Raw genomic sequence first — 23,494 nt, forward strand, 5'->3', positions numbered from 1 at the left:
CGAAAACTTCATAAACACCTTAAGTTATTTTAATCTGTATTATTTATTTTATTAACCCAGCACGTTTTAATAAAGCTTCAGGTTTTGGTTCTTGGCCTCTAAAACGTTTGTAAAGTACCATTGGGTTTTCTGTTCCACCTTGCGACAGTACGTTGTCTTTAAATTTGGTAGCAACTTCTTTATTAAAAATACCGGCTTCTTGAAAATATTCGAAAGCATCGGCATCTAAAACTTCAGCCCATTTGTAACTGTAATACCCAGATGAATATCCACCTTGGAAAATATGAGAAAATGCGGTACTCATGCAAGTTTCTTCTGTTTTAGGATATAATTTGGTGTCTTTAAAAGCTTCGGTTTCAAAATCTTTAACATTAGAAATGCTTGATGGATCTTGTCCGTGCCATTTCATATCTAAAAGACCAAAACTTAACTGACGTAATGTTTGCATTCCTTGGTGAAAACTAGCCGAATCTTTTATTTTTTCAACTAAATCCATTGGGATAACTTCTCCAGTTTCATAATGTTTAGCAAACAATTCTAAAGCTTCTTTCTCGTAGCACCAGTTTTCCATAACCTGACTTGGCAATTCTACAAAATCCCAAAACACACTGGTTCCAGATAAACTTGGGTAAGTAGTATTTGCTAGCATACCATGTAATGCGTGTCCAAATTCGTGAAATAGGGTAGTAACTTCGTTAAAGGTTAATAAAGATGGTTTGCTTTTTGTTGGTTTTGTAAAGTTGCAAACTATAGAAATGTGCGGGCGGCTATTTTCACCATCTACTATATATTGTGGTTTGTAAGAGGTCATCCAAGCACCGTTTCTTTTTCCAGATCTTGGGAAGAAATCGGCGTAAAATATAGAAACTAAATCACCGTTTTTATCGGTAACCTTATACGTTAAAACATCTTCGTGATATTTATCAATAGTATCAATTTCTTCAAAACTCAAATCGAATAATTTGTTAGCCACCGTAAAAGCGCCATCAATTACATTTTCTAATTTAAAATATGGTTTCAGTTGTTCATCATCTAAACTGAATAATTTTTGTTTCAGTTTTTCAGAATAATAAGAGCCATCCCATTTTTCTAATTGGTCTATGCTATCTAATTCTTTTGCAAATTTCTCTAAGTTTTCAAACTCCTTTTTTGCAGCTGGTTTTGCTTTTTCTAACAACTCGTTAGAAAAATCTAAAACTTTTTCAGGGGTTTGTGCCATACGTTCTTCTAGAACAAAATGCGCATGAGTTTTGTATCCTAATAAGTTAGCGCGTTCGTGGCGTAGGTTTACAATTTGTAATACAATATCTTGATTGTCTAAAACGTCACCTTTAAAGGCTTTGCTGCCTGCCGCTAAAGTTAGTTTTTTACGTAACTCTCTATTGTCTGCATAGGTTACAAAAGGAATGTAACTTGGGTAATCTAGAGTGAATAACCAACCTTCTTTTTCTTTAGATTCTGCCAATTGTTTTGCGGCTTCTATTGTGCCTTCTGGTAAACCGGCTAAATCCTTTTCGTCTACAATAAGCATTTCAAACTTATTGGTTTCAGCTAAAACATTTTCTCCGAATTTTAAACTTAACTGACTCAGTTTTTTGTCTATTTCGCGTAATTTTTCCTTTTTGTCTTCGGGTAAATTAGCTCCATTTCTAGAAAAACCTTTATATCTTTTATCTAATAAGGTTTGTTCTTCCGTAGTTAAATTTAACTCATTTTTATTATCGTAAACGGCTTTTACACGCTTAAATAAGTCTTCGTTTAATGTAATGTCATTACCAAATTCTGATAATAAAGGAGAAACTTCTTGAGCTATTTTTTGGATAGTTTCATTGGTTTCAGCAGAATTTAAATTGAAAAATATACTCGAAATTCTATCTAATTGTTCTCCTGAAAAATCTAATGCTACAATGGTGTTTTCAAAGCTAGGTGCTTCGGTGTTGTTTACTATCGCATCAATTTCAGCTTTGGCTTGCTTTATGGCTTCCTTAAAAGTAGGAAGATAGTCGTCGTTTTCAATAGCTGAAAAAGGCGCTGCGTTGTATGGTGTTTGGAACGGGGTAATTAAAGATGCTTTTATCATTTTAATTAAATATAAGTTAAAATTATAATTTAGTATGTATGCATAGTAAATTATTGTAAATTTGCTGCAACAATTTTAGAGTGACTAACTCTTATAGGATTATTGTTAATAGCTAGAAAAACCTTGAAATTTATATTTCGAGGTTTTTCATTTTATAGTATTAGCTTAAATCTTTAGCCGATTCGTTAACCTTTACTTTTAAGTCTTCTTTGTAAGCTATTATTTTTTCACGAACATATAAATCGCTAGCTCCTAAAATTTGTGCTGCTAATATTCCTGCATTTTTTGCGCCATTTAAAGCAACTGTTGCAACAGGAACACCGCCTGGCATTTGTAATATTGATAATACAGAATCCCAACCATCTATAGAATTACTGCTTTTTACAGGAACTCCAATTACTGGTAATGGTGATAGTGATGCAATCATGCCTGGTAAATGTGCGGCGCCACCAGCTCCGGCAATAATTACTGCAAAGCCTCTGGTGTGTGCGTTTTTACCGTAATCGAATAATTTTTCTGGTGTGCGGTGAGCCGATACAATATCAACTTCAACATCAACACCAAATCCTTTTAAAATATCTATCGCATCTTGCATTACTGGCAGGTCGCTTTTGCTTCCCATGATGACTCCTACTTTATTCATTTTTTATATGAATTAAATTTATAATTATGTTTTATTCTGAAATTACTCGGATGGATTTTTTAACCTCTTCGGCAATCCGTCTCGCTTCATTCAAATCTTCATTTACAATAGTGACATGTCCCATTTTTCTAAACGGACGTGTTTGTTTTTTGCCATAAATATGCGGTGTAACACCATCCATATTCATTATTTTTTCTATGTTTTCGTAAACTACATTGCCGCTAAAACCTTCGGCGCCAACAAGGTTAACCATAACACCACCTACTTTATTGTCTGTACGACCTAAAGGTAAATTTAAAACGGCACGAATATGCTGTTCAAATTGAGAAGTATAACTGGCTTCTATAGTTTGGTGACCTGAATTATGAGGTCTTGGAGCGACTTCGTTTATTAAAATATCATCATTTTCAGTTTGAAACATTTCAACAGCCAATAAACCAACATGGTTAATAGCCTCCGAAACTTTTAATGCAACAGCTTCTGCTTTTTTAGCAACAGCAACATCTATACGAGCAGGGCAAATAACATACTCTACTTGGTTGGCTTCTGGATGAAATTCCATTTCTACCACAGGGTAAGTTTTTGTTTCTCCCGATGCATTTCTTGCAACAATTACGGCCAATTCGTTTTTAAACGGTACTAAGTTTTCTGCAATACATTCTACGTTAGGTAAATCTTTTAAATCGTCAGCGGTTCTAACAATTTTCACGCCAGTACCATCGTATCCAAACTGGGCACATTTCCAAACAAAAGGCAAGCTTAATCCGCCATGGTTTAGAGCTTCTTTTATTTCCGAAGTAAAAGCAAAACGAGTAAAAGGCGATGTAGGAATGTTGTGATCCACATAAAATAATTTCTGCGTTGCTTTATTCTGGATAATACGTAATGTTTTTGACGATGGATATATTTTTACGCCTTCTTTTTCAAGCGCTTCCAGGGCATCGATGTTTACGTTTTCAATTTCAATAGTTAAAACATCTACTTGTTTTCCGAAGTTATAAACAGCATCATAATCCATTAAATCACCAAGGTGAAATTCGTCGCAGGCTGTTTTGCAAGGCGCTTCGTTGCTAGCTTCCAAAACACAGGTGTAAATATCAAATTTTCTGGTGTTGTAAAGTAGCATTTTACCGAGTTGCCCACCACCTAAAATGCCGAGTTTAAAATGAGAAGAAAAGTAATTCATTTGCTTGTTTTTAACTAAAGTGTCCTAAATTGTAAGCAAAAATACGTTATAATCTTAAAATAGGCTTCAATTCATAAATCAAAAAAGCCTAAAACGTTAATCTATTGATTATCTTTGCAACTTCAAAAATTAATAACGGTGATAAAGTTACACGACAAATATTTTAAACCATTTATATCTGCTGCACAAATTGATGATGCACTAGCTAGAATGGCCGATGAGATTGCGAATGATATTGGTGACGAAGTTCCTGTATTTATCGGTATCTTAAACGGTTCGTTTATGGTGGTAAGCGATTTTGTTAAAAAATATCCAAAACCTTGTGAGGTTACTTTTATCAAATTAGCATCATACGAAGGTGTGAAATCTACCGAAGATATTCAACGTTTAATTGGGCTAACCCAAGATTTGTCTGGCCGCACTGTTGTAATTTTAGAAGATATTATAGATACCGGAAACACGCTTGCCGAAGTACATCGTATTTTTAAAAACGAGAATGTTAAGGCTTTAAAAATTGCTACGTTATTTTACAAGCCTGAGGCCTATAAAAAAGACTTTAAACTACATTATGTTGGTATAGAAATTCCTAATAAATTTATTGTAGGCTACGGCTTAGATTATGATGGTTTAGGAAGAAATTTACCAGAAGTATATCAAATAAAAGAAACACAACACATGACAAATTTAGTGCTATTTGGCCCTCCAGGAGCAGGCAAAGGAACACAAGCAAACTTTTTAAAAGAAAAATACAACTTGGTACACATTTCTACCGGTGATGTTTTTCGATTCAATATTAAAAACGAAACAGCTCTCGGTATGTTAGCAAAATCGTTTATAGATAAAGGAGAGTTGGTTCCAGACCAAGTAACTATTGATATGTTAAATGCTGAAGTTGAAAAAAATGCCGATGCAAATGGGTTTATTTTCGACGGTTTTCCTAGAACAAATGCACAAGCAGAATCTCTAGATAAATTAATGGAAGCTAAAGATTCGCAAATTAACGCAATGATTGCACTAGAGGTAGACGATGAAATTTTAGTTGGTCGTTTATTAGAAAGAGGAAAGACAAGCGGAAGACCTGATGATGCCGATGAATCTATTATAAGAAATAGAATTACCGAGTATTATAACAAAACTGCTGTTTTAAAAGATTACTACAACGCACAAGAGAAATATTTTGGTGTTGATGGTGTTGGTAGTATCGAAGATATTACTGTGCGTTTAAGTACGGCTATTGATAAATTGTAAAAACAAATAGAAATAGCAAGGAGTAAAATAAGATACTCTTTATGCTGTTTTTACATCGGTTTGCTGCTTTTTATATTTTGTTAAAGGCAAATCAAACATAATAACACTTAACAAAATAAAGTTTTCGCTTACGCGGAAAAAATAAAGGAACAACCGCTATTTTAAGGGTTGTGCTTATTAATATTAAATTGGAAAATGACAGAAGGAAATTTTGTAGATTACGTAAAAATGTATGTAAGCTCAGGTAAGGGTGGCCGTGGATCGGCGCATTTACATCGTGAAAAATATATTACAAAAGGTGGTCCCGATGGAGGAGATGGAGGCCGTGGTGGTCACATTATTCTACGTGGTAACGATAACTTATGGACCCTTCTGCATTTAAAATATAAAAAACACTTACGTGCTGGTCATGGTGAAAATGGTGGGAAAAGTAGAAGTTTTGGTGCCGATGGTGAAGATTTTTATTTAGATGTACCATTAGGAACCGTAATTCGTGATACTGAAACTAACGAAATCATTCTTGAAATTACCGAAAATGGTGAAGAAAGAATTATTGCCGAAGGTGGAAAAGGTGGTTTAGGAAACTGGCACTTTAGATCGTCTACAAACCAAACACCTCGCTATGCGCAACCTGGTTTACCAATGGAAGAGAAGTACATAACTTTAGAGTTAAAAGTACTTGCAGATGTTGGTTTAGTAGGTTTTCCAAATGCTGGAAAATCAACACTGTTATCTGTAGTAACTTCTGCAAAACCAAAAATTGCCGATTACGAGTTTACAACCCTAAAACCAAATTTAGGTATTGTAAAATATCGTGATTTTCAAACTTTTGTAATGGCAGATATTCCTGGTATTATTGAAGGTGCCGCTGAAGGTAAAGGATTAGGACATTATTTTTTACGCCATATTGAGCGTAACTCAATTTTGTTGTTTATGATTCCTGCGGATGCGGAAGATATTAGAAAACAATACGATATTTTACTTGATGAGCTTCGTCGTTACAATCCTGAAATGTTGGATAAAGATCGTATCATCGCCATATCAAAAAGTGATATGCTAGATGATGAGCTTCAAGCTGAGCTAAAAGTAGAGCTAGACAACGAATTGCCAATTCCATACGTTTTTATTTCGTCTGTAGCCCAAAAAGGTATCACAGAGTTAAAGGATGTACTTTGGAAAATGTTGAATCAATAAAATAATTTGGACGAACCTGTAAAAGGGGAAGTTCTTTTTTATAACATTATTTAAGCCGCTAAGTCTTGTTTTTAAACAACACTTAGCGGTTTTTTATTTCAGAATAAAAAGTAATGCATATTCGGAACAATTTTTGTTTAAATTTATATAAAAAACAATACTATGAAACTTGTTAAGACTCTCGCTATATTATTTTTAGTGGCATCTTGCGCTCCTATTTATGTAAACTACGATTACGAAAAAGGTACAGATTTCGCCAAATACAAAAGTTATAACTATTATGCCGACATGAAAACCGGTTTAAGTGAGTTGGATACTAAACGACTTTTAAATGCTTTAGATGAACAACTGCAAGCCAAAGGTTTTGCATTATCTGATACGCCAGATTTTTTTATAGACATAAAAAGCACCGAATTTCAAGGAGCACAAAGGCAAACCGTTGGCGTAGGAGTTGGCGGTGGAGGCGGTAATGTTGGCGGAGGTATTTCTATTGGTTTACCTCTTGGGCAAGCACAAGTAACACGACAAATAACAGTCGATTTTGTTGACGAAAATATCAAGCAGCTTTACTGGCAAGCGGTTAGCGAATCTAGTTTTAATCCAAATAGCTCGCCAGAAAAACGTGAAGCACGTTTAAGTGCTATTGTTGCTAAAATATTAAAGAAGTATCCGCCGAAAAATTAGGTATGATTAATTTTATAAAGGAATAAATGAGTGAAATTGACGATATTTTTAATTCAACAGAAACGTTGTATCATTTTACCAAAACCCAAACGGCTTATGAGTATATTTTGCATACAAATAAATTAAAGTTTTCAGGAGGGAAAATGTCGAATGACCCAATAGAAAACAATGTTAATCTCAATTTGGGGAAAAGTTTTTTTGGTTATAAAGATACTAAGAGAGCGGATAATGAAATTAGTGATAAAGCATCTGATTATATTAAGGAGAAAATAAAAAATTTAAAACAAGTTTGTTTTTGTAAAAATAATAAAGACCCAAAATTTGCTAGAGAGATGGTTGTTCCAGATGAATATTATGGATTTCTTAAACCAAGGATGTGGGATCAGTATGGAGATAAATATAATGGTGTTTGTCTGGTGTTTGATAAAAGTAAACTGAAAAAGAATAATTATAAAAAGCATTCAGGAGATGTTAACTATATCGGTTATGATGATTTAGTTCAAAATAACTATGATATAGATCTCAATATTTTATATGAATCAGGTCTTGAAAAATATTGTAACGATAATTTAGAAAGAATTAGAAAGAATAGTTTTCTTAAGCATAAAGATTATGCTGGAGAAAATGAATATCGGTTCATTTCATTTTCCAAAACCGAAGATTATTTGGAAATTGGCGATAGCTTAAAAGCGATTATAATATCAAAAAAAGAACTTTCAGATTTTTCTCAACAATGGTTTAGTGAGTTTACTGAAAAGAATAAAGTGAAACTGTTTTACATTAATTGGGATAGAGAAGGTTTTTGCATAGAAAACAAGAAAGATTATGATGATCTTAGTTTTTAAATTGAAGGAAATAATCAAATTAGGGATTCTAGTTGTAATTATTAGCTTATTCGTGAGTTGTGATTATGAAGATAAAGTGATTGTTGATAAAACTCATAAAGTGTTATCAAACGGGAAGCGTTTGGAAGTTGAAAAAACAACAACGCTTTCAACTGCTATAGGTCTGTTTTCTGGGCATAATTACGGCACTACACATCGATTTACGTATAAACTGGGAATAGAACCAGAAGACGTTAATTGGGATGGTGGTAGTGGTGAGCCAAAAGCGTTACTCTTCCATAGAGACACTACATATATTTATTATTTAAAAGAAAAAGTTATTCGAACTGCCTATACCGACTCGGTAACAAATACTTTAAAAGAAGATAGTCATACAGAAATACAAGCGTTTTATGAGAAACACATAGATAAGCGTTATTTTTTTAAGTTACTTGGTGATGATTATTGGGTAGATATTCAGGCTGAAGATTATGATGCTGTAAGGTCTTTCTCTAATGAATTTATCATTCCTAATGATAATGAGCTAAGCGTTAAGATAAATGATAGTATTGATTTTTAAGAAATAGCTTATTTTCTTATTAGTTTTTTAGTCGCTAAAAGTACCTTGTTAGCGTAAAAATTAGTCAAATAAATTCCTGAAGGCAAAGCCCTTAAATTAATAGAGTTTACTGTAGAATTGGTAAGCGTTTCCGATTTAATTTTTCGACCATCTATCGATATAATCTCTACGGTTATATTTTCGGTGTTATCACTTTCAAATTTCAAATTAACAACATCTAAAACCGGGTTAGGATACATCGATACGGCAAAGGTGGTGTTACTACTTTCAATAGATTTAATGCCTAGTGTAGAATGTTCTATCGTCCAGGTTACAGTGCTTACGTGCGTTGTTTCGTGGTTGTCTACTTTTAAAAGTTCGGTGTTATCTACAATTACTGAGGTTAATATATTTGTACCTATGGTTAAATCTCCTTCTTGTATGTTAACCAAATCTTGATTAGTAGCGAAAGAGATATTGTTTAAAGTCCATTCACTTTCTAGAGTATTCGGTATAGGTTCAATTAAGTTCAACTCAAATTCTAACGGAAAAGTAGCATCACTAATAGCGCTGTCGTTGCTTGGTGTAAAAGAGTTAACGGGTGGTAATAAATCATGAATTTTCTCAATAATGCCTTCTGTACACACCGGGCAAAACGATTTGGTTATGTCTTCCATAATACAGGTTTGGTGCGGTTTATACCATTCGGCACAATTACCAGTATCGCAGGTGTATTGATAAACACCAACATTATTTGTGCCTACCCAGTTTTTCCATTTTACAAGAGTTTCGTCACTTTCTCTAGTCATGTTTATGGCTTCATCTGTAAATAATTCACCTGGATAATATTCGTCTTTCAGGTTAAACATAGAGTGGCCGAGCTCATGAAGTACAGTTTTTGGACCCCATAATCCGGTATAGCTCATCGGGAACTCACCTCCACTAGCTCCGTACTCATCAGAGTTTACTAGTATTAAAGTTTGGTCGTAAGTAGGGAAGTTGTCGGCTAAAACGCTGTTGATTTTTACTTCAGTTTGGTTGGCGTAATTGCCGTCTGCTTCGTAAAAAAGCCTTCTGTGCGCGCCGTAAGAATCGTAAGTTGCATTAAAATAAGTATCTGCACTAGTTATTGGCGACAATAATGCATCTGGAGTTTCTTCCGGATCAAAACTCTCTCCAGGATGATCGGCACCACTTTCGTTTGATGGCACGTAAATGATATGAACGTTAAAGTAATTGGAGTATTCTTTAAAAGGCGATTCGTTAAACATGTTGTTTGTATAATTAACAGCATCGGTTTTAAATTTGGCAAACTCACTAACTTGGTAGCCTTCGCTTAAAATTACTAAATTGATACGCTTACTGTTGTCACCGGAATTTTTGATGATTTCCGTAGTGAAAACTTGAGCCCCTGTAAACTGAAAGTTTACTAATACAAAAAATAAAAAGAAGGCGTTTTTCATATTATTCAATATTAGAAGTAATAAGCGTTTTTGTGTTTTGTAGAGAGTCTATCACTTCTTTAATTCTAATAAATTTAGTTGAAGTATTTAACTGAATACGCAGGTTTAACGGTGCTTGTTTTATAGATACGTTTCGCTTTTTGAAATTAAAAGAGTCGGTTGTGAATTCAATAGTTTTTAACAATGGGTTAGATATGGTTTGTTCGGAAATTAGCGTTTTATTTTTACTAAGTTGTGTGCAAACTAAATCGCCTGGAACTCCCGATTTTATATACTTAGATCCACTGTTTCGTAGTTTGCCGTCTACTATTTTTTTATCTATAAATTCAATAGATTTTTGGCCTTTTATATTTTGAGAAACTTGATAATTTAAGAATATAAGTTTTGGGTCGCTTTCCGGAACTTCTGAGTTTTGAACAAGACTTGTTTTTGTGGCACAAGACATGCATACCAAAGCGAATAGCATTAAAAATGCAGTTTTAGGCTTGTAAAAGTTAGTATGTTTTGGGGCAACCTTTTTCACAATTGAAATAAAATATTTAAACAAAGTTACGGAATATTGTCTTTTAAAGCCATGATATAGCGATGAATGCCTTAGTTTTGGTTGCAAGCCCTACAATTGTATCGTTAAAAAGCGTAAAAGAATGATAAGTATAAAAAGAACAAGTTCTGATGATGTAGATTTTCAAAAACTTGTTAAAGCTTTGGATATTGATTTAGGTATTTACTATAAAGAGGAGAAACAGTTTTACGGAAAACTTAATAATATTGATAAAATTAAGCATGCTGTTGTGGCTTACGATGAAAATAATAACCCTATTGGATGTGGGGGAATTAAAGCTTTTTCGGAAGATGAAGTTGAGGTTAAGCGGATGTTTGTGCTTGTTGAATTTAGAGGAAAAGGTGTTGCTAAATTGGTTTTAGAAGCCTTAGAAGATTGGAGTGCAGAATTAGGTTTTAAAAAATGTATTCTTGAAACTTTAAAGGAGAAGCCTTATGCTATCAGGTTTTACGAGAAAAATAATTACCATACTATTCCTAATTTTGGTGATTATGCAAAAGCCAAAAATAGTATTTGCTTCGCTAAAAAAATAAAATAAAACGGATATGAGAACTTATATTGCTCTGTTGAGAGGCATTAATGTTGGAGGAAATAATAAAATTTTAATGGCAGAGCTTCGCGATTTGTTATTAAATATGGGGTTAAAAGACGTACAAACATATATACAGAGTGGCAATATTATTTTTAATTCTGAAGAGGGAAACGCTTCGGAATTAGAATTTCAAATTACGGAAGCTATAAAAAAACGCTTCGGGTTAGATGTTCCTGTGCTTGTAAAAACTAGAGATGCTTTAAAGATTATTTTTGATGCCTGTCCCTTTTCCGAAGAAAAAAAACAAAAAAGTTACTTTTCATTATTATATACAGTACCAGAAGTCGGTTTGGTAAATGAAGTTTCGAGTATAGAATTTGAGAATGAGGAGATTGAAATTTCGCCAAATTGTGTTTATTTTTATTCATCTGTTGGCTACGGAAAAACGAAATACAATAATAACTTCTTTGAGCGTAAATTAAAGGTTACTGCCACAGCTAGAAATTATAAAACGATTGTGAAGCTTTTAAAACTGTCTAAAAACGCTGGCTAAACTAATAATTTGTTGACAATAATAGTGAATTACTAAATTCGATAAAAATAGCAGAGATATTTCTTATTTTTGCCAAAACTAGCTGTATTCAAGCTCAAAATTTAAACATGACTGAAACCGATTTTATCCCAAAACCATATTCGAAGCATATTGAAAGCGGAGATTTTACATGGAGTTCGCCAAGTAATATTGCTTTAGTTAAATATTGGGGGAAAAAGCAAGATCAAATACCAGAAAATCCATCCATAAGTTTTACACTAGATTATTGTAAAACCACTACGAAATTAAGTTTTTCTGAAAAAGAAAATAAAGACACTTTTTCGTTCGATGTGTTTTTGGATAATGAGAAAAAAGACGATTTTAAACCTAAAATAGAAACCTTTTTTAAGCGAGTGGAGCGCTATTTACCATTTTTAAAAAACTATCATTTTAAAATAGAAACGTCAAATTCATTTCCTCATAGTTCTGGTATCGCCTCGTCTGCATCAGGTATGAGCGCTTTGGCTTTGTGCTTAATGAGTATTGAAAAGGTATTGGTTAATGATGATTTAAAAATCAATTTTATTCAAAAAGCATCTTTTTTAGCGCGTTTAGGTTCTGGTAGTGCTTGCAGAAGTTTGGAAGGCGATTTGGTAGTTTGGGGCGAGCATGAAGATGTAGTTGGAAGTTCCGATTTGTTTGGAGTAAAATATCCGTTTGAAGTTCATGAGAACTTTAAAAATTATCACGATACTATTTTATTGGTAGATAAAGGTGAAAAGCAGGTGAGTAGTACGGTTGGGCATAATTTAATGCATGGCCATCCATTTGCACAACAACGTTTTGAGCAGGCAAATAAAAACCTTGCAGACATAAAAAGTATTTTAAAATCGGGAGATTTAGATGCTTTTATTGGTTTGGTTGAAAGTGAAGCCTTAACGCTACATGCTATGATGATGACGAGCATGCCTTATTTTATTTTAATGAAACCAAATACGTTACAAATTATTAATAAAATTTGGACGTTTAGAGAATCTACAGGTTCTAAAGTTTGTTTTACTTTGGATGCTGGTGCGAATGTGCATGTTTTGTACCCTGAAAATGAGGCGGAATCTGTGCTTAAATTCATTAAAAGTGAGTTAGTTACCTTTTGTCAAAAAGGTGAGTATATTATCGATAAAATTGGATTTGGAGCAAAACTGTTGTAATTTTGCATTTACCAAGTCACTTATAGCTTATGAAAGGACCATTATTTTACTCAAAAATATTACTCTTCGGAGAGTACGGAATCATCAAGGATTCTAAAGGTTTATCAATACCTTACAGTTTTTATAATGGTGCTTTGAAAACAGATAAAAACCCATCGGAAACAGCAATAGCTTCTAACGCAAGTTTACAGCGCTATGTTGGGTATTTAGAGAATATTAATCCGGAATTGGTTGTTTTTGATGTGGCTTCACTAAAAAAACACGTAAAGGCTGGTATGTATTTCGACTCGTCTATTCCGCAAGGTTATGGTGTTGGTAGTAGTGGTGCTTTGGTTGCAGCTATTTACGATAAGTATGCACAAGATAAAATTACAGTTTTAGAGAATTTAACACGTGAAAAACTATTAAAGTTAAAAACAATTTTTTCTGAAATGGAATCTTTTTTTCATGGAAAATCTTCTGGTTTAGATCCTTTAAATAGTTATTTAAGTATTCCAATTCTTATCAATTCAAAAGATAATATCGAGGCTACAGGTATTCCTGCTCAGCAAAACGATGGTAAAGGCGCTGTGTTTTTATTAGATAGTGGTATTATTGGTGAAACTGCACCAATGGTAAGTTTATTTATGGAAAGCATGAAGCAAGAAGGGTTTCGTAGTATGTTGAAAAATCAATTTATTAAACATACCGATGCTTGTGTAGACGATTTTCTAAAAGGAGATGTTAAGTCTTTATTTAAAAACACCAAGAGTTTATCTAAGGTGGTTTTAAGTCATTTTAAACCAATGATTCCGCAACAGTTTCACGAGCTTTGGAAAAAAGGTATCGATACTAACGAATACTATTTAAAACTTTGTGGCTCTGGTGGAGGTGGCTATATTTTAGGCTTTACAGAAGATTTGAGTAAAGCAGAAAAAGCACTTTCGGGTTATAAATTAGAAGTGGTTTACAACTTCTAGATTTTAGGTTTTATTATAAAATTTCGAAAACTTTTCGAGATTATTCGAGAATTCTTTTCAAAAGCAAGATTTTATGCTGTCCAGAAAACAAAAGCACATTTTACTTAAGTTTTTTAGCATGTTCTCTGTGGTACGAGGTTACAATATTCTTATTGTAGTTATCGCGCAATACTTAACGGCTATTTTTATTTTAGGGCACGATTTACCTGTAAAAGATGTTGTTCTAGATTTAAACTTACTTATGCTTGTTTTAGCTTCTGCTGCAACTATTGCTGGCGGATATATTATTAATAATTTCTACGACTCTGAGAAAGACTTAATTAACAGGCCTATAAAATCGAAGTTAGATAAGTTAATAAGTCAAAACACCAAGCTGTCTTTCTATTTTGTTCTTAATTTCTTGGCTGCAGTAATGGCAAGTTATGTGTCGTTTAAAGGCGTAATTTTCTTTTCTATTTACATTTTCGGAATTTGGTTCTATTCGCATAAACTTAAAAAAATGCCATTTATTGGTAATTTAACTTCGGCTATACTAACCATTACACCATTTTTTGCTATTTTTATGTATTACAAAAACTTTGAACATGTAGTTTTTGTACACGCCATTTTCTTGTTTTTAATGATGTCTATGCGCGAGCTCACTAAAGATTTAGAAAATATAAAAGGAGATTTGGCTCAAAATTATAAAACTATACCAATAGTTTATGGTGAAAGAGCATCTAAAATAATGTTGACTATTTTGGCGATTTTAACCTGGTTGCCTATAAGTTTATTACTTTCCCGTTACGATATTGGTTATATGTATTTATATTTTTATTTATGCATTCCGTTGTTATTGGCTTTTTTGTTGATTTTATGGATGTCTAAAACAAAAACACATTATTTAATACTTCATAATATTTTAAAATTTATAATTGTTGTTGGTGCTTTTAGTATTGTACTTATAAAGGTTAGTGTGGTTTTAAATAGAATTTAATACAATGTTCTTTCTTCAGTTATACATTAAAGAAAAATAGAATTTCAGCATATAAAACAAGTGTCACGGTTTCTTAATAAAACATTGCTATTAAGGGCGTTCGTGATATTTATAGAAAACAAAAAGTAAAACTTAAATCGTCAATCATAATTTTAAATATATCTTTGCAGAAAATTATTAGTCATGAACAGAAATCAAGGAACAAGCGGAAAAGGGAAACCTTCAGGAAGAGGTAATCAAGGTGAAGCTAAAAAAGGCGTTGCTAGAGGAGGCGAAGGCGGAAAAAGTAAAAGTTTTTCTAGAGGAAATGCACCTATTAAAAAAGGTAATCCTGCACCTAAAAAAGCGAGTAATCCTGATGAAATTAGACTAAACAAATACATTGCAAATTCTGGTATATGTTCTCGTCGTGAGGCTGATGATCATATTGCTATTGGTTTAGTAACCGTTAACGGTAAAGTAATTACCGAAATGGGATATAAAGTTAAGGTTGCAGACGAGGTTCGTTATGATGGTGCACGTATAAACCCTGAGAAAAAAGCTTACGTTTTATTAAATAAGCCTAAAGGCTTTGCTACAACAACTAGTGAAGGTAAAGGGAGAACGGTAATGGATTTGGTTGCGAATTCAACAAGTTCACGTATTAAGCCTATTGGCCGTTTAGGTAGAAACTCTAAGGGGTTAATACTATTTACAAACGATGATGCTATAGCGGCTAAGTTTACCAACTCTAAACATGGTGTGCCACGTTTATTTCATATTGAATTGGATAAGAATTTAAAATTAGAAGATCTTAAAAAGATACAAGCTGGTTTTAAAATTGACGGAAAACTTATTGAAGTAGAGGAAATTAGCTACATCGATAATGCGTCTAAAAAAGAAATTGGACTTAAAATTAAAAATACAGGAAACACTATTATCCGTAGTATTTTCGATTACATAAAGTACGAGATTGTTACTTTAGATTGTGTGGCTATTGGGCACTTAACTAAAAAAGATATTCCTCGTGGAAGCTGGAAACATTTAACTGAGCAAGAGTTAAATACTTTAAAAATGTTGTAAAACGTTTCGTTTAGTAAAAATTTTAAATCGAGTGTTATGTCTTCATTAGGAGGTGTAACACTCGATTTGGTTTGGAGCATATTGTATTCTCTTTTTTTTCGTGTCGACGTTAGAAGTGTTTAAACTTAAAAGTATTGTTAGTGTGGAGATGTTTTAGATGATACTGAAAACGTAAATAATGTTTAGAGATTATGTGATTTCTCAGAAGGTAGAAATGACCAGCTGTAAGTTTAAAAATTTTTTTGAAGTCATGTCGACGCTAGGAGACATGGCATGCTGTTTTATAAAGAAATTTTCTTTTTCTTCGGAATAATAAACTCTTATAGTATTATTTTTTATCTATGTTTTTGCTCTAAATATGGCTCTTAATTCTATGGAATATACTTGGGTAATACACCTGCGTTAGGGATAGAACGGCGTGTTTGAGCTCTTTTTGTGTGGTTGCACCAATGCAACACAAAAAAGCGAGTAGTGATAGCCCGACCCTTGTGGTAACGCACCATGAAAAATATTTTAAAAATAAATTAAAAAAAAGTTTGTAATTCATTTTTTTGTATTTCATTTGCACTATTATTAGCTGAACGAATTGAACTCTGTTTCTGTGTTCGGGCTTTTGGACATTAGGAAGTCATTTTCAAAAGCAGCTTACCGATTAAGCGACCGAATTTTAAAGCTAACTTCCGTATCTGCCATATATGCTATCCAGTATAAGTACGGCTTCGTGCCTACTACTCAACCTGAAATTCAAATTTGATTTTAATTTTTTTACGGAATTAACATGTAGTTAATCTACAATTTATATCTTTAAATATCTTAAAATAAATACATTGAATACAAAATATATTGATTTAATCAATCAGACTTATGATTTTCCGCAAGAGGAATTTGCATTAGAAAACAAAACATTACAATTTCACGGAGTAGATCTAATGGAGTTGGTAGAAACTTATGGTGCACCATTAAAATTTACATATTTACCTCAAATTTCTAACAATATTAATCGTGCAAAAAAATGGTTTGCCGATGCTATCGAAAAGAACGATTACAAGGGTAAATATAATTACTGCTATTGTACAAAGAGCTCGCATTTTAAACATGTTTTAAACGAGGCTTTAAAGAATGATATACATATTGAAACCTCATCGGCTTTTGATATTGATATTGTTGAAAACCTTAAAAAAGAAGGTAAAATTACAGATGATACCTTTGTAATTAGCAATGGTTTTAAGCGTGCGCAATATGTAACTAATATTGCTCGATTAATTAATAACGGACATAGAAATGCTATTCCTATTATTGATAATTACGAGGAAATTGAATTGCTTTCTAACGAGATCGATGGCGACTTTAATGTTGGTATTAGAATTGCTTCGGAAGAAGAACCAAAATTTGAATTTTATACCTCACGTTTAGGTATTGGCTATAAAAACATTGTGCCGTTTTATAAATCTCAAATTCAGAATAACGAGAAGGTTAATTTAAAAATGCTTCACTTTTTTATTAATACCGGTATTCGTGATAATGCGTACTATTGGAACGAGCTTACTAAATGTTTGAAGGTTTACACAAACTTGAAAAAGATTTGTCCGAGTTTAGATAGTTTAAATATTGGTGGAGGTTTCCCTATTAAAAACTCTTTAGTTTTTGATTATGACTACGCCTATATGGTTGAAGAAATTGTAAATCAAATTAAAATTGTTTGCGAAGAGGAAGGTGTAGATGTACCAAATATTTTTACTGAATTCGGTAGTTTTACTGTAGGTGAAAGTGGTGGTGCGGTTTACGAAGTTTTGTACCAAAAACAACAAAACGATCGTGAAAAATGGAACATGATCAACTCATCTTTCATTACAACATTACCAGATACTTGGGCTATTAATAAGCGTTTTGTGATGTTGCCTTTAAACCGCTGGAACGATAGTTACGAGCGTGTTTTACTTGGCGGCTTAACTTGCGATAGCGATGATTATTACAACAGTGAACAACACATGAACGCTATTTATTTACCAAAGTACGATAAAGATAAACCTTTATATATTGGCTTCTTTAATACAGGTGCTTACCAAGAAACTATTGGTGGTTTTGGAGGTTTACAGCACTGTTTAATTCCATCGCCAAAGCATATTTTAATAGATAGAGATGAAGATGGAAACATCACAAAAAAAATATTTAGTGAACAACAAAAAAGTGAAGACTTACTTAAAATTTTAGGTTATGAGCAATAATACCTACGCTGGAATTGCAGAAGAGTTTGCAAAAAAGGAAACTGCAAAGATTGTTTTAATTCCTGTGCCTTATGATGGTACAAGTACATGGCAAAAAGGTGCAGATAAGGGGCCTAAGGCGTTTTTAAATGCTTCGGAAAACATGGAGCTTTACGATATTGAAACCGGAACGGAAGTGTACCGCCAAGGGGTGTATTTAGCCGATGCTGTAACCGAGAATGCATCGCCAGAAGCTATGGTGGAAGCTGTGCATAAAGCGACTAAAAAATATATTAAGAGAAATAAGTTTGTAACCATTTTTGGTGGAGAACATTCTATTTCTATAGGTACTATTCGTGCTTTTAACGAAATGTATCCAAGCTTAACGGTTTTGCATATTGATGCACATGCAGATTTACGTAAAGAGTACGATGGTTCTACGTGTAACCATGCTTGTGCTGTTTACGAGGCAAGCCAAACAACTAATTTAATTCAAGTAGGAATTCGTTCTATGGACGTTATGGAGAAAACCGTAATGGATGAAGAGAAGACTTATTTTGCACACGATATGGCGGTGGATGACACTTGGATGGATTCGGCAATCGATCAAATGACGGATAATGTATTTATCACTTTCGATCTGGATGCCTTCGATCCTTCAATTATGCCAAGCACAGGCACACCAGAACCGGGTGGGTTATTATGGTACGAAACCTTAGATTTTTTAAAACAAGTTTTTAAAGAGAAAAATGTGGTAGGTTTCGATATTGTGGAGCTTTGCCCAAATAAAAAAGAAAAATCATCCGATTTTTTAGCAGCAAAATTATATTACAAAATGCTAAGCTATAAATTTATGGATGAGTCGGTAAACGACGATTACGATAACGCATACGATAATACAAAACAAAAAACTAACGCTTCTAAATTCAGTGACAACGATGAGTACTAAAGGACCAATTTCGCAATTTATAGAAAAACATTATTTACACTTTAACGCTGCTGCTTTGGTAGACGCTGCAAAAGGGTACGAGGCACAGTTAAACTCTGGGGCTAAAATGTTAGTGTCTTTAGCAGGTGCTATGAGTACTGCTGAATTAGGCAAGAGTTTTGCTGAAATGATTCGTCAAGATAAAGTGCAAATTATTTCTTGTACGGGTGCGAATTTAGAAGAAGATATCATGAATTTAGTAGCGCATTCACATTACAAACGTGTGCCTAACTATCGTGATTTAACTCCTGAAGATGAGTGGGCTTTATTAGAAAAAGGCTTAAACCGTGTAACTGATACTTGTATTCCTGAAGAGGAAGCTTTTAGACGATTACAAGAACATATTGTAAAGATTTGGAAAGATGCTGAAGCTAATGGCGAGCGTTTTTTACCTCATGAGTATATGTACAAAATGTTACTTTCTGGAGTTTTAGAAGAGTATTACGAAATTGATTTAAAAGATTCTTGGATGTACGCTGCAGCGGAAAAAAACTTGCCTATTGTTTGCCCAGGTTGGGAAGATAGTACTATGGGTAATATTTTTGCGAGCTACGTTTTAAAAGGAGAATTAAAAGCAAGTACTGTGAAATCTGGTATTGAATACATGACGTTTTTAGCAGATTGGTATACTGATAATTCATCTAAAGGTATTGGCTTTTTTCAAATAGGAGGTGGTATTGCTGGCGATTTTCCGATATGCGTGGTGCCAATGTTGTACCAAGATATGGAACGTACAGATACGCCATTCTGGAGTTATTTTTGTCAAATTAGCGACTCTACAACCAGTTATGGTTCGTATTCTGGAGCTGTACCAAACGAGAAAATTACTTGGGGTAAATTAGATATTAATACACCTAAATTTATCATCGAAAGTGATGCTACTATTGTTGCGCCATTAATTTTTGCATACCTACTAGGTCAATAGCAATGGACATAAACAATATTGAAAATATAGAATTAAAGTATCTAACTGTTGATGATTTTGAGGAGTTAAAAGCAGCAACGTTAGAGTCTTATGGCGGTGTGCTAGATTCTTATTGGAAAAAAGATCACATTCAAAAATTAACCACCATGTTTCCAGAAGGACAGGTGGTTATTAAAATTGATGGAAATTTAGCGGGCTGTGCGTTGTCTCTTATTGTCGATTACGATAAAATAGATGATAACCATACTTATAGCGATATTATTTCTGGAGAATCTTTTAAAAATCATGATCCAGAAGGCGATGTGCTTTATGGTATCGATGTGTTTATAAAGCCAGAATATAGAGGGTTGCGTTTAGGTAGAAGACTCTACGATTACAGAAAAGAAGTTTGCGAAACGTTAAACTTAAAGAGTATCGTATTTGGCGGGCGTATGCCAAATTATCATAAACATAGAGATTTAACGCCTAAAGAATATATTGAAAAAGTTAAGCGTAAGGAAATTCATGATCCGGTTTTAAACTTTCAAATATCTAATGATTTTCATCCGGTAAGGGTTTTAAAAAATTATTTAGAAGGAGATACAGCATCAAGCGAATACGCAGTTTTAATGGAGTGGGATAATATAAATTATACCAAACCTAATAAAAAAGCAAGTAGCATAAAAACGGTGGTGCGTTTAGGTTTAATACAGTGGCAAATGCGCCCCTATAAAGGCTTGGACGATTTAATGCAGCAAGTAGAATATTTTATTGATAGTGTTTCGGCATATCGCTCTGACTTTGCAGTATTTCCAGAGTTTTTTAATGCGCCTTTAATGGCTGAGTTTAACCATATGCATGAACCAGATGCTATTAGAGAGTTGGCAAAATTTACTGAAACTATTGTTAATAGAATGAAACAGTTATCTATTTCATATAATATTAATATTATTTCAGGAAGTATGCCAGAATTGATTGGTGATAAACTGTATAATGTTGGGTATTTATGCCGAAGAGATGGTAGTTTTGAGCGTTACGAAAAAATACATGTAACACCAGATGAAGCTAAGGTTTGGGGTATGCAACGTGGTGATAAATTAAAAACCTTTGAAACCGATTGTGGTAAAATAGGGATATTAATTTGTTACGATTCGGAGTTTCCTGAGTTGTCACGTTTATTGTCTGATGAAGGCATGGATATTCTATTTGTACCCTTTTTAACAGATACACAAAACGGATATTCTCGAGTGCGCTTATGTGCGCAAGCACGTGCTGTGGAGAACGAATGTTACGTTGCTATTGCTGGAAGTGTTGGTAATTTACCAAACGTGAATAACATGGATATTCAATATGCGCAGTCTGCTGTGTTTACACCATGCGACTTTTCGTTTCCAAGTAATGGGATAAAAGCTGAAGCGACAACAAATACAGAAATGATTTTGGTTGCCGATGTAGATTTAAGCTTATTGCGTGAACTACATTCTTTTGGAGCTGTTAAAAACTTGAAGGATAGACGAAAAGATTTTTATGATGTAATTCGTGTAAAGTAATCATAAATAATTATATTTATCTTGTGGCTAAATAATGCCCAAATCTAAAAAACAATTAACCCTGTTTAATGAGATTAATATGTCGTTAAATAGGGTACATGTGAAACCTAATAAAAAAAATAAAAACCAACACATGAAAAATAGAAATGAAAATTTAAAACGTGTCATTGTTGATTTTAAAAAATTGACACCTGAGATATTAGCCTTATTAGTAGAACGCTATCCTGATGGATATGATGATGATCAAATTATTTCATTTAAAAATCAGCATAACGAAATTATAGAAGCGGTAGAAGTAACCACCGATGATACTAAATATTTAGTAAAAGTAAGTTCGAAATTGGCAGTAACCATGGAGAATTATGATGAAGATGATTATGAAGATTTTGACGATAATGATCCAGAGGCTGTACAAGACCCGAGTTTAGAAGACGACGACGATAACGATTAACACAATTTAATATTATGAGAACAGCTGTTTTTAAATCTTTCGAAAACGGTTATTTTAATTTTTGGTTTGAAAACGGCGAGGAGCTAGCTTTTGAGGAAGTACATCCGCGGGTTTTAAAGCAATTCGATTTAAAAAACGATGAGTCTTTAGTTGATAAAGAATTCAGAATCACATTTGTTGAAGATGCTGATGGTGACGATGCCATCTATCGCGTTCAGAGTTTAAAACCGATAGATTAATTCATTTAATAGAATATTTTAAACCTGATGGGCTTTAAAAACCTGTCGGGTATAAAATTCCCTACTCTAAAAATAACACAACACTTATAGAATATAATGTACCGCGTAGTTGCTTACCAAGTAGCTAGTGCTATCCAAATAAAAACTAGTAAACAAGAGTTGCCGTGGCAATTAGTGTTTCAAGATAGCGATGAACTTTATTATAAAAGTTCAGATCAAAAATTTATTTACATCTTTCAATACGGGATGGTGTCTTTTTTCAATTTATCTCACGATGAAATTGAACACGCATTAAAGCAAATAAAGCCTTTTTGTTCTAATTATTTTACTGAAAAACTTTCTGAATCTGTTTCTGTAATTGTAAAACCAGAGACGTTACGAGTAACTTTCGATGATGTTGTGCTTCCTGAACTCGATCAAGAAATGATACGTTTAGTAATGCTTAATACATCGCAATCTGTGGCTTTAGATCGTTATGCAGAAATAACAGAAGAGCTTCTTATAGAAACAAATAAGCATACTTTGTTTTTAGAAGAAAGGGGAACGCTTGATATTTCGGGAAATAAATTAAAACGATTTATTGGGAAGATTTTAAATATCAAAAATAAAATTTCGGAGAACTTATATATTTTCGATTCTCCTGAAATTACATGGGATAATGAGCAGCTTAATAAGCTTAATCAGGATTTAAAACGCACCTTCGATTTACAAGACCGTTACCGATTAATTCATGATCGAATTGAGATTATAAAAGATAACCTAGAGTTGTTTAAAGATATTATGGACCATAAGGAGAGTAGCAGACTAGAATGGATTATTATCATTCTAATTGTTATCGAGGTGGTTGATATGTTTATAGGTAAGATTTTAGGCTAGTAGTAGTATTTATATAAAACAAAAGCGCATTTCAACAATCTGAAATGCGCTTTCTCATTAACTATCAATCAATCTAACAAAATTCTTAGTCTCTTTTGTGGTTCTTGCCTTTTTTATTATCGCCTTTGTTACCACGTTTATTCTTGTCTCTTTTTTCTAAAGATTCTACCCATTTAGTATATTGTTCATTGTTTAAAATCTTTTTCATTTTAGCTTTTTCAGCAATTTTGTGATCAAGCATATCATTCATCATTTTTAAACGCTCTTCTTTAGTTGGTTTTTCCGCAGTTCCAGCTTCTTTTTTAGCTTTGCGTTCTTCCATCATCGCTTTACGTTTTGTGGCGTTGTCTAAATTTATGGTGTAAATTTTATTTTGTTGCCCTTCATCTAAATCTAATGCTAAAGTCATTTTTTTAGTTTGAAGTGTTGCCATTTCATTTGCAGTAAGATTCATCATTTTTTCTCCTCTGTCATGATTTCTTGGTCCGCCTTCTTTTCTTTGAGCAGTTGCTTGTAATCCAATAAAAGCCAATGCAATAATTATTAATTTTTTCATCTTATTTAAGTTTT

At 33.2% G+C, this 23,494-nt stretch carries 24 protein-coding genes; 18 read left to right on the forward strand and 6 right to left on the reverse strand.

What is annotated here, in order from left to right; all coding sequences use genetic code 11:
* Positions 1 to 43: 43 nt before the first annotated feature.
* The 3 genes from V6246_RS15285 to V6246_RS15295 form a co-directional block, all read right to left on the reverse strand.
* Positions 44 to 2,080: a M3 family metallopeptidase gene (locus tag V6246_RS15285; protein WP_341561335.1), complete on the reverse strand. Its 2,037-nt coding sequence runs from the start codon at positions 2,078 to 2,080 to the stop codon at positions 44 to 46.
* A 160-nt stretch (positions 2,081 to 2,240) separates the two neighbouring features.
* Positions 2,241 to 2,723, reverse strand: a complete 483-nt coding sequence (gene purE / locus V6246_RS15290) for a 5-(carboxyamino)imidazole ribonucleotide mutase (RefSeq protein ID WP_042497002.1) — start codon at positions 2,721 to 2,723, stop codon at positions 2,241 to 2,243.
* 31 nt (positions 2,724 to 2,754) lie between these two features.
* Positions 2,755 to 3,909, reverse strand: a complete 1,155-nt coding sequence (locus V6246_RS15295) for a 5-(carboxyamino)imidazole ribonucleotide synthase (RefSeq protein ID WP_341561337.1) — start codon at positions 3,907 to 3,909, stop codon at positions 2,755 to 2,757.
* Between the two features lie 138 nt (positions 3,910 to 4,047).
* On the opposite strand from V6246_RS15295, the gene V6246_RS15300 reads away from it, so the two are divergent.
* The 5 genes from V6246_RS15300 (at position 4,048) to V6246_RS15320 (ending at position 8,439) form a co-directional block, all read left to right on the forward strand.
* Entirely contained in the window at positions 4,048 to 5,157 is a 1,110-nt protein-coding gene (locus tag V6246_RS15300) for an adenylate kinase (protein ID WP_341561339.1), read from the forward strand.
* A 195-nt stretch (positions 5,158 to 5,352) separates the two neighbouring features.
* Positions 5,353 to 6,351: a GTPase ObgE gene (obgE, locus tag V6246_RS15305; protein ID WP_341561340.1), complete on the forward strand. Its 999-nt coding sequence runs from the start codon at positions 5,353 to 5,355 to the stop codon at positions 6,349 to 6,351.
* Positions 6,352 to 6,513: 162 nt separating this feature from the next.
* Positions 6,514 to 7,035 (forward strand): DUF4136 domain-containing protein, encoded by a 522-nt coding sequence (locus V6246_RS15310; protein ID WP_341561342.1) that lies wholly within the window; start codon positions 6,514 to 6,516, stop codon positions 7,033 to 7,035.
* 26 nt (positions 7,036 to 7,061) lie between these two features.
* A complete protein-coding gene (locus V6246_RS15315; protein WP_341561344.1) occupies positions 7,062 to 7,880 on the forward strand; it encodes a DUF2971 domain-containing protein in 819 nt (272 codons plus the stop codon).
* Positions 7,861 to 8,439 carry a hypothetical protein gene (locus V6246_RS15320; protein ID WP_341561345.1) on the forward strand — a complete coding sequence of 193 codons (579 nt, stop codon included), beginning with the start codon at positions 7,861 to 7,863 and terminating at the stop codon, positions 8,437 to 8,439. The genes V6246_RS15315 and V6246_RS15320 overlap by 20 nt, the downstream gene beginning before the upstream one ends.
* 8 nt (positions 8,440 to 8,447) lie before the next feature.
* Here the strand turns inward: V6246_RS15320 and V6246_RS15325 are convergent, their stop codons facing one another.
* Together V6246_RS15325 and V6246_RS15330 are read right to left on the reverse strand one after the other, a co-directional pair.
* Positions 8,448 to 9,881 (reverse strand): T9SS type A sorting domain-containing protein, encoded by a 1,434-nt coding sequence (locus tag V6246_RS15325; protein WP_341561346.1) that lies wholly within the window; start codon positions 9,879 to 9,881, stop codon positions 8,448 to 8,450.
* 1 nt (position 9,882) lies between these two features.
* The gene (locus tag V6246_RS15330) at positions 9,883 to 10,347 is read right to left on the reverse strand and encodes a hypothetical protein (RefSeq protein ID WP_341561347.1); all 465 of its coding nucleotides are present in this window, start codon (positions 10,345 to 10,347) and stop codon (positions 9,883 to 9,885) included.
* A 178-nt stretch (positions 10,348 to 10,525) separates the two neighbouring features.
* Here V6246_RS15330 and V6246_RS15335 point away from each other — a divergent pair, with 178 nt between their 5' ends.
* The 13 genes from V6246_RS15335 to V6246_RS15395 all read left to right on the forward strand — a co-directional run bounded on the left by V6246_RS15335 (position 10,526) and on the right by V6246_RS15395 (position 22,924).
* Positions 10,526 to 10,981 carry a GNAT family N-acetyltransferase gene (locus V6246_RS15335; RefSeq protein ID WP_341561348.1) on the forward strand — a complete coding sequence of 152 codons (456 nt, stop codon included), beginning with the start codon at positions 10,526 to 10,528 and terminating at the stop codon, positions 10,979 to 10,981.
* 7 nt (positions 10,982 to 10,988) lie between these two features.
* Positions 10,989 to 11,528 carry a DUF1697 domain-containing protein gene (locus V6246_RS15340; RefSeq protein WP_341561349.1) on the forward strand — a complete coding sequence of 180 codons (540 nt, stop codon included), beginning with the start codon at positions 10,989 to 10,991 and terminating at the stop codon, positions 11,526 to 11,528.
* Positions 11,529 to 11,635: 107 nt separating this feature from the next.
* On the forward strand, positions 11,636 to 12,715 hold the full coding sequence (gene mvaD / locus V6246_RS15345) for a diphosphomevalonate decarboxylase (RefSeq protein WP_341561350.1): 1,080 nt from the start codon (positions 11,636 to 11,638) through the stop codon (positions 12,713 to 12,715).
* 29 nt (positions 12,716 to 12,744) lie between these two features.
* Complete coding sequence (locus V6246_RS15350) at positions 12,745 to 13,674, forward strand: mevalonate kinase family protein (protein WP_159019200.1); 930 nt, start codon at positions 12,745 to 12,747, stop codon at positions 13,672 to 13,674.
* Positions 13,675 to 13,747: 73 nt separating this feature from the next.
* Positions 13,748 to 14,650, forward strand: coding sequence for a geranylgeranylglycerol-phosphate geranylgeranyltransferase (locus V6246_RS15355; RefSeq protein WP_133969031.1), 903 nt, complete (start codon positions 13,748 to 13,750; stop codon positions 14,648 to 14,650).
* 183 nt (positions 14,651 to 14,833) lie between these two features.
* Positions 14,834 to 15,712, forward strand: coding sequence for a pseudouridine synthase (locus V6246_RS15360; RefSeq protein WP_158845329.1), 879 nt, complete (start codon positions 14,834 to 14,836; stop codon positions 15,710 to 15,712).
* A gap of 827 nt (positions 15,713 to 16,539) precedes the next feature.
* Positions 16,540 to 17,937, forward strand: coding sequence for an arginine decarboxylase (locus V6246_RS15365; RefSeq protein ID WP_042504301.1), 1,398 nt, complete (start codon positions 16,540 to 16,542; stop codon positions 17,935 to 17,937).
* Positions 17,927 to 18,865 carry an agmatinase gene (gene speB, locus V6246_RS15370; protein WP_042497020.1) on the forward strand — a complete coding sequence of 313 codons (939 nt, stop codon included), beginning with the start codon at positions 17,927 to 17,929 and terminating at the stop codon, positions 18,863 to 18,865. Before V6246_RS15365 ends, speB begins: the two co-directional genes overlap by 11 nt.
* Complete coding sequence (locus tag V6246_RS15375) at positions 18,855 to 19,829, forward strand: deoxyhypusine synthase family protein (RefSeq protein ID WP_133969035.1); 975 nt, start codon at positions 18,855 to 18,857, stop codon at positions 19,827 to 19,829. The genes speB and V6246_RS15375 overlap by 11 nt, the downstream gene beginning before the upstream one ends.
* Before the next feature lie 2 nt (positions 19,830 to 19,831).
* Positions 19,832 to 21,358: a bifunctional GNAT family N-acetyltransferase/carbon-nitrogen hydrolase family protein gene (locus V6246_RS15380; protein WP_341561351.1), complete on the forward strand. Its 1,527-nt coding sequence runs from the start codon at positions 19,832 to 19,834 to the stop codon at positions 21,356 to 21,358.
* A 133-nt stretch (positions 21,359 to 21,491) separates the two neighbouring features.
* The gene (locus V6246_RS15385) at positions 21,492 to 21,809 is read left to right on the forward strand and encodes a hypothetical protein (protein WP_341561352.1); all 318 of its coding nucleotides are present in this window, start codon (positions 21,492 to 21,494) and stop codon (positions 21,807 to 21,809) included.
* A gap of 14 nt (positions 21,810 to 21,823) precedes the next feature.
* On the forward strand, positions 21,824 to 22,048 hold the full coding sequence (locus V6246_RS15390) for a hypothetical protein (protein ID WP_042497024.1): 225 nt from the start codon (positions 21,824 to 21,826) through the stop codon (positions 22,046 to 22,048).
* Between the two features lie 96 nt (positions 22,049 to 22,144).
* Positions 22,145 to 22,924, forward strand: coding sequence for an RMD1 family protein (locus V6246_RS15395; protein ID WP_341561353.1), 780 nt, complete (start codon positions 22,145 to 22,147; stop codon positions 22,922 to 22,924).
* Positions 22,925 to 23,009: 85 nt separating this feature from the next.
* Here V6246_RS15395 and V6246_RS15400 read toward each other — a convergent pair whose 3' ends face one another.
* A complete protein-coding gene (locus V6246_RS15400; protein ID WP_341561354.1) occupies positions 23,010 to 23,480 on the reverse strand; it encodes a hypothetical protein in 471 nt (156 codons plus the stop codon).
* Between the last annotated feature and the right edge of the window lie 14 nt (positions 23,481 to 23,494).

Origin of the sequence: Algibacter sp. TI.3.09 (genome assembly GCF_038154905.1) — a bacterium.
In the GTDB taxonomy this organism is placed as follows: Bacteria; Bacteroidota; Bacteroidia; order Flavobacteriales; family Flavobacteriaceae; genus Algibacter.

Excerpts from the sequence above, each read along its gene's own strand:
- V6246_RS15285 (WP_341561335.1), bottom strand. The coding sequence starts at position 2,080 with ATGATAAAAGCATCTTTAATTACCCCGTTCCAAACACCATACAACGCA.
- purE (WP_042497002.1), bottom strand. The coding sequence starts at position 2,723 with ATGAATAAAGTAGGAGTCATCATGGGAAGCAAAAGCGACCTGCCAGTA.
- V6246_RS15295 (WP_341561337.1), bottom strand. The coding sequence starts at position 3,909 with ATGAATTACTTTTCTTCTCATTTTAAACTCGGCATTTTAGGTGGTGGG.
- obgE (WP_341561340.1), top strand. The coding sequence starts at position 5,353 with ATGACAGAAGGAAATTTTGTAGATTACGTAAAAATGTATGTAAGCTCA.
- V6246_RS15310 (WP_341561342.1), top strand. The coding sequence starts at position 6,514 with ATGAAACTTGTTAAGACTCTCGCTATATTATTTTTAGTGGCATCTTGC.
- V6246_RS15315 (WP_341561344.1), top strand. The coding sequence starts at position 7,062 with ATGAGTGAAATTGACGATATTTTTAATTCAACAGAAACGTTGTATCAT.
- V6246_RS15320 (WP_341561345.1), top strand. The coding sequence starts at position 7,861 with ATGATGATCTTAGTTTTTAAATTGAAGGAAATAATCAAATTAGGGATT.
- V6246_RS15325 (WP_341561346.1), bottom strand. The coding sequence starts at position 9,881 with ATGAAAAACGCCTTCTTTTTATTTTTTGTATTAGTAAACTTTCAGTTT.
- V6246_RS15330 (WP_341561347.1), bottom strand. The coding sequence starts at position 10,347 with ATGCTATTCGCTTTGGTATGCATGTCTTGTGCCACAAAAACAAGTCTT.
- V6246_RS15335 (WP_341561348.1), top strand. The coding sequence starts at position 10,526 with ATGATAAGTATAAAAAGAACAAGTTCTGATGATGTAGATTTTCAAAAA.
- V6246_RS15340 (WP_341561349.1), top strand. The coding sequence starts at position 10,989 with ATGAGAACTTATATTGCTCTGTTGAGAGGCATTAATGTTGGAGGAAAT.
- mvaD (WP_341561350.1), top strand. The coding sequence starts at position 11,636 with ATGACTGAAACCGATTTTATCCCAAAACCATATTCGAAGCATATTGAA.
- V6246_RS15350 (WP_159019200.1), top strand. The coding sequence starts at position 12,745 with ATGAAAGGACCATTATTTTACTCAAAAATATTACTCTTCGGAGAGTAC.
- V6246_RS15355 (WP_133969031.1), top strand. The coding sequence starts at position 13,748 with ATGCTGTCCAGAAAACAAAAGCACATTTTACTTAAGTTTTTTAGCATG.
- V6246_RS15360 (WP_158845329.1), top strand. The coding sequence starts at position 14,834 with ATGAACAGAAATCAAGGAACAAGCGGAAAAGGGAAACCTTCAGGAAGA.
- speB (WP_042497020.1), top strand. The coding sequence starts at position 17,927 with ATGAGCAATAATACCTACGCTGGAATTGCAGAAGAGTTTGCAAAAAAG.
- V6246_RS15375 (WP_133969035.1), top strand. The coding sequence starts at position 18,855 with ATGAGTACTAAAGGACCAATTTCGCAATTTATAGAAAAACATTATTTA.
- V6246_RS15380 (WP_341561351.1), top strand. The coding sequence starts at position 19,832 with ATGGACATAAACAATATTGAAAATATAGAATTAAAGTATCTAACTGTT.
- V6246_RS15385 (WP_341561352.1), top strand. The coding sequence starts at position 21,492 with ATGAAAAATAGAAATGAAAATTTAAAACGTGTCATTGTTGATTTTAAA.
- V6246_RS15390 (WP_042497024.1), top strand. The coding sequence starts at position 21,824 with ATGAGAACAGCTGTTTTTAAATCTTTCGAAAACGGTTATTTTAATTTT.
- V6246_RS15395 (WP_341561353.1), top strand. The coding sequence starts at position 22,145 with ATGTACCGCGTAGTTGCTTACCAAGTAGCTAGTGCTATCCAAATAAAA.
- V6246_RS15400 (WP_341561354.1), bottom strand. The coding sequence starts at position 23,480 with ATGAAAAAATTAATAATTATTGCATTGGCTTTTATTGGATTACAAGCA.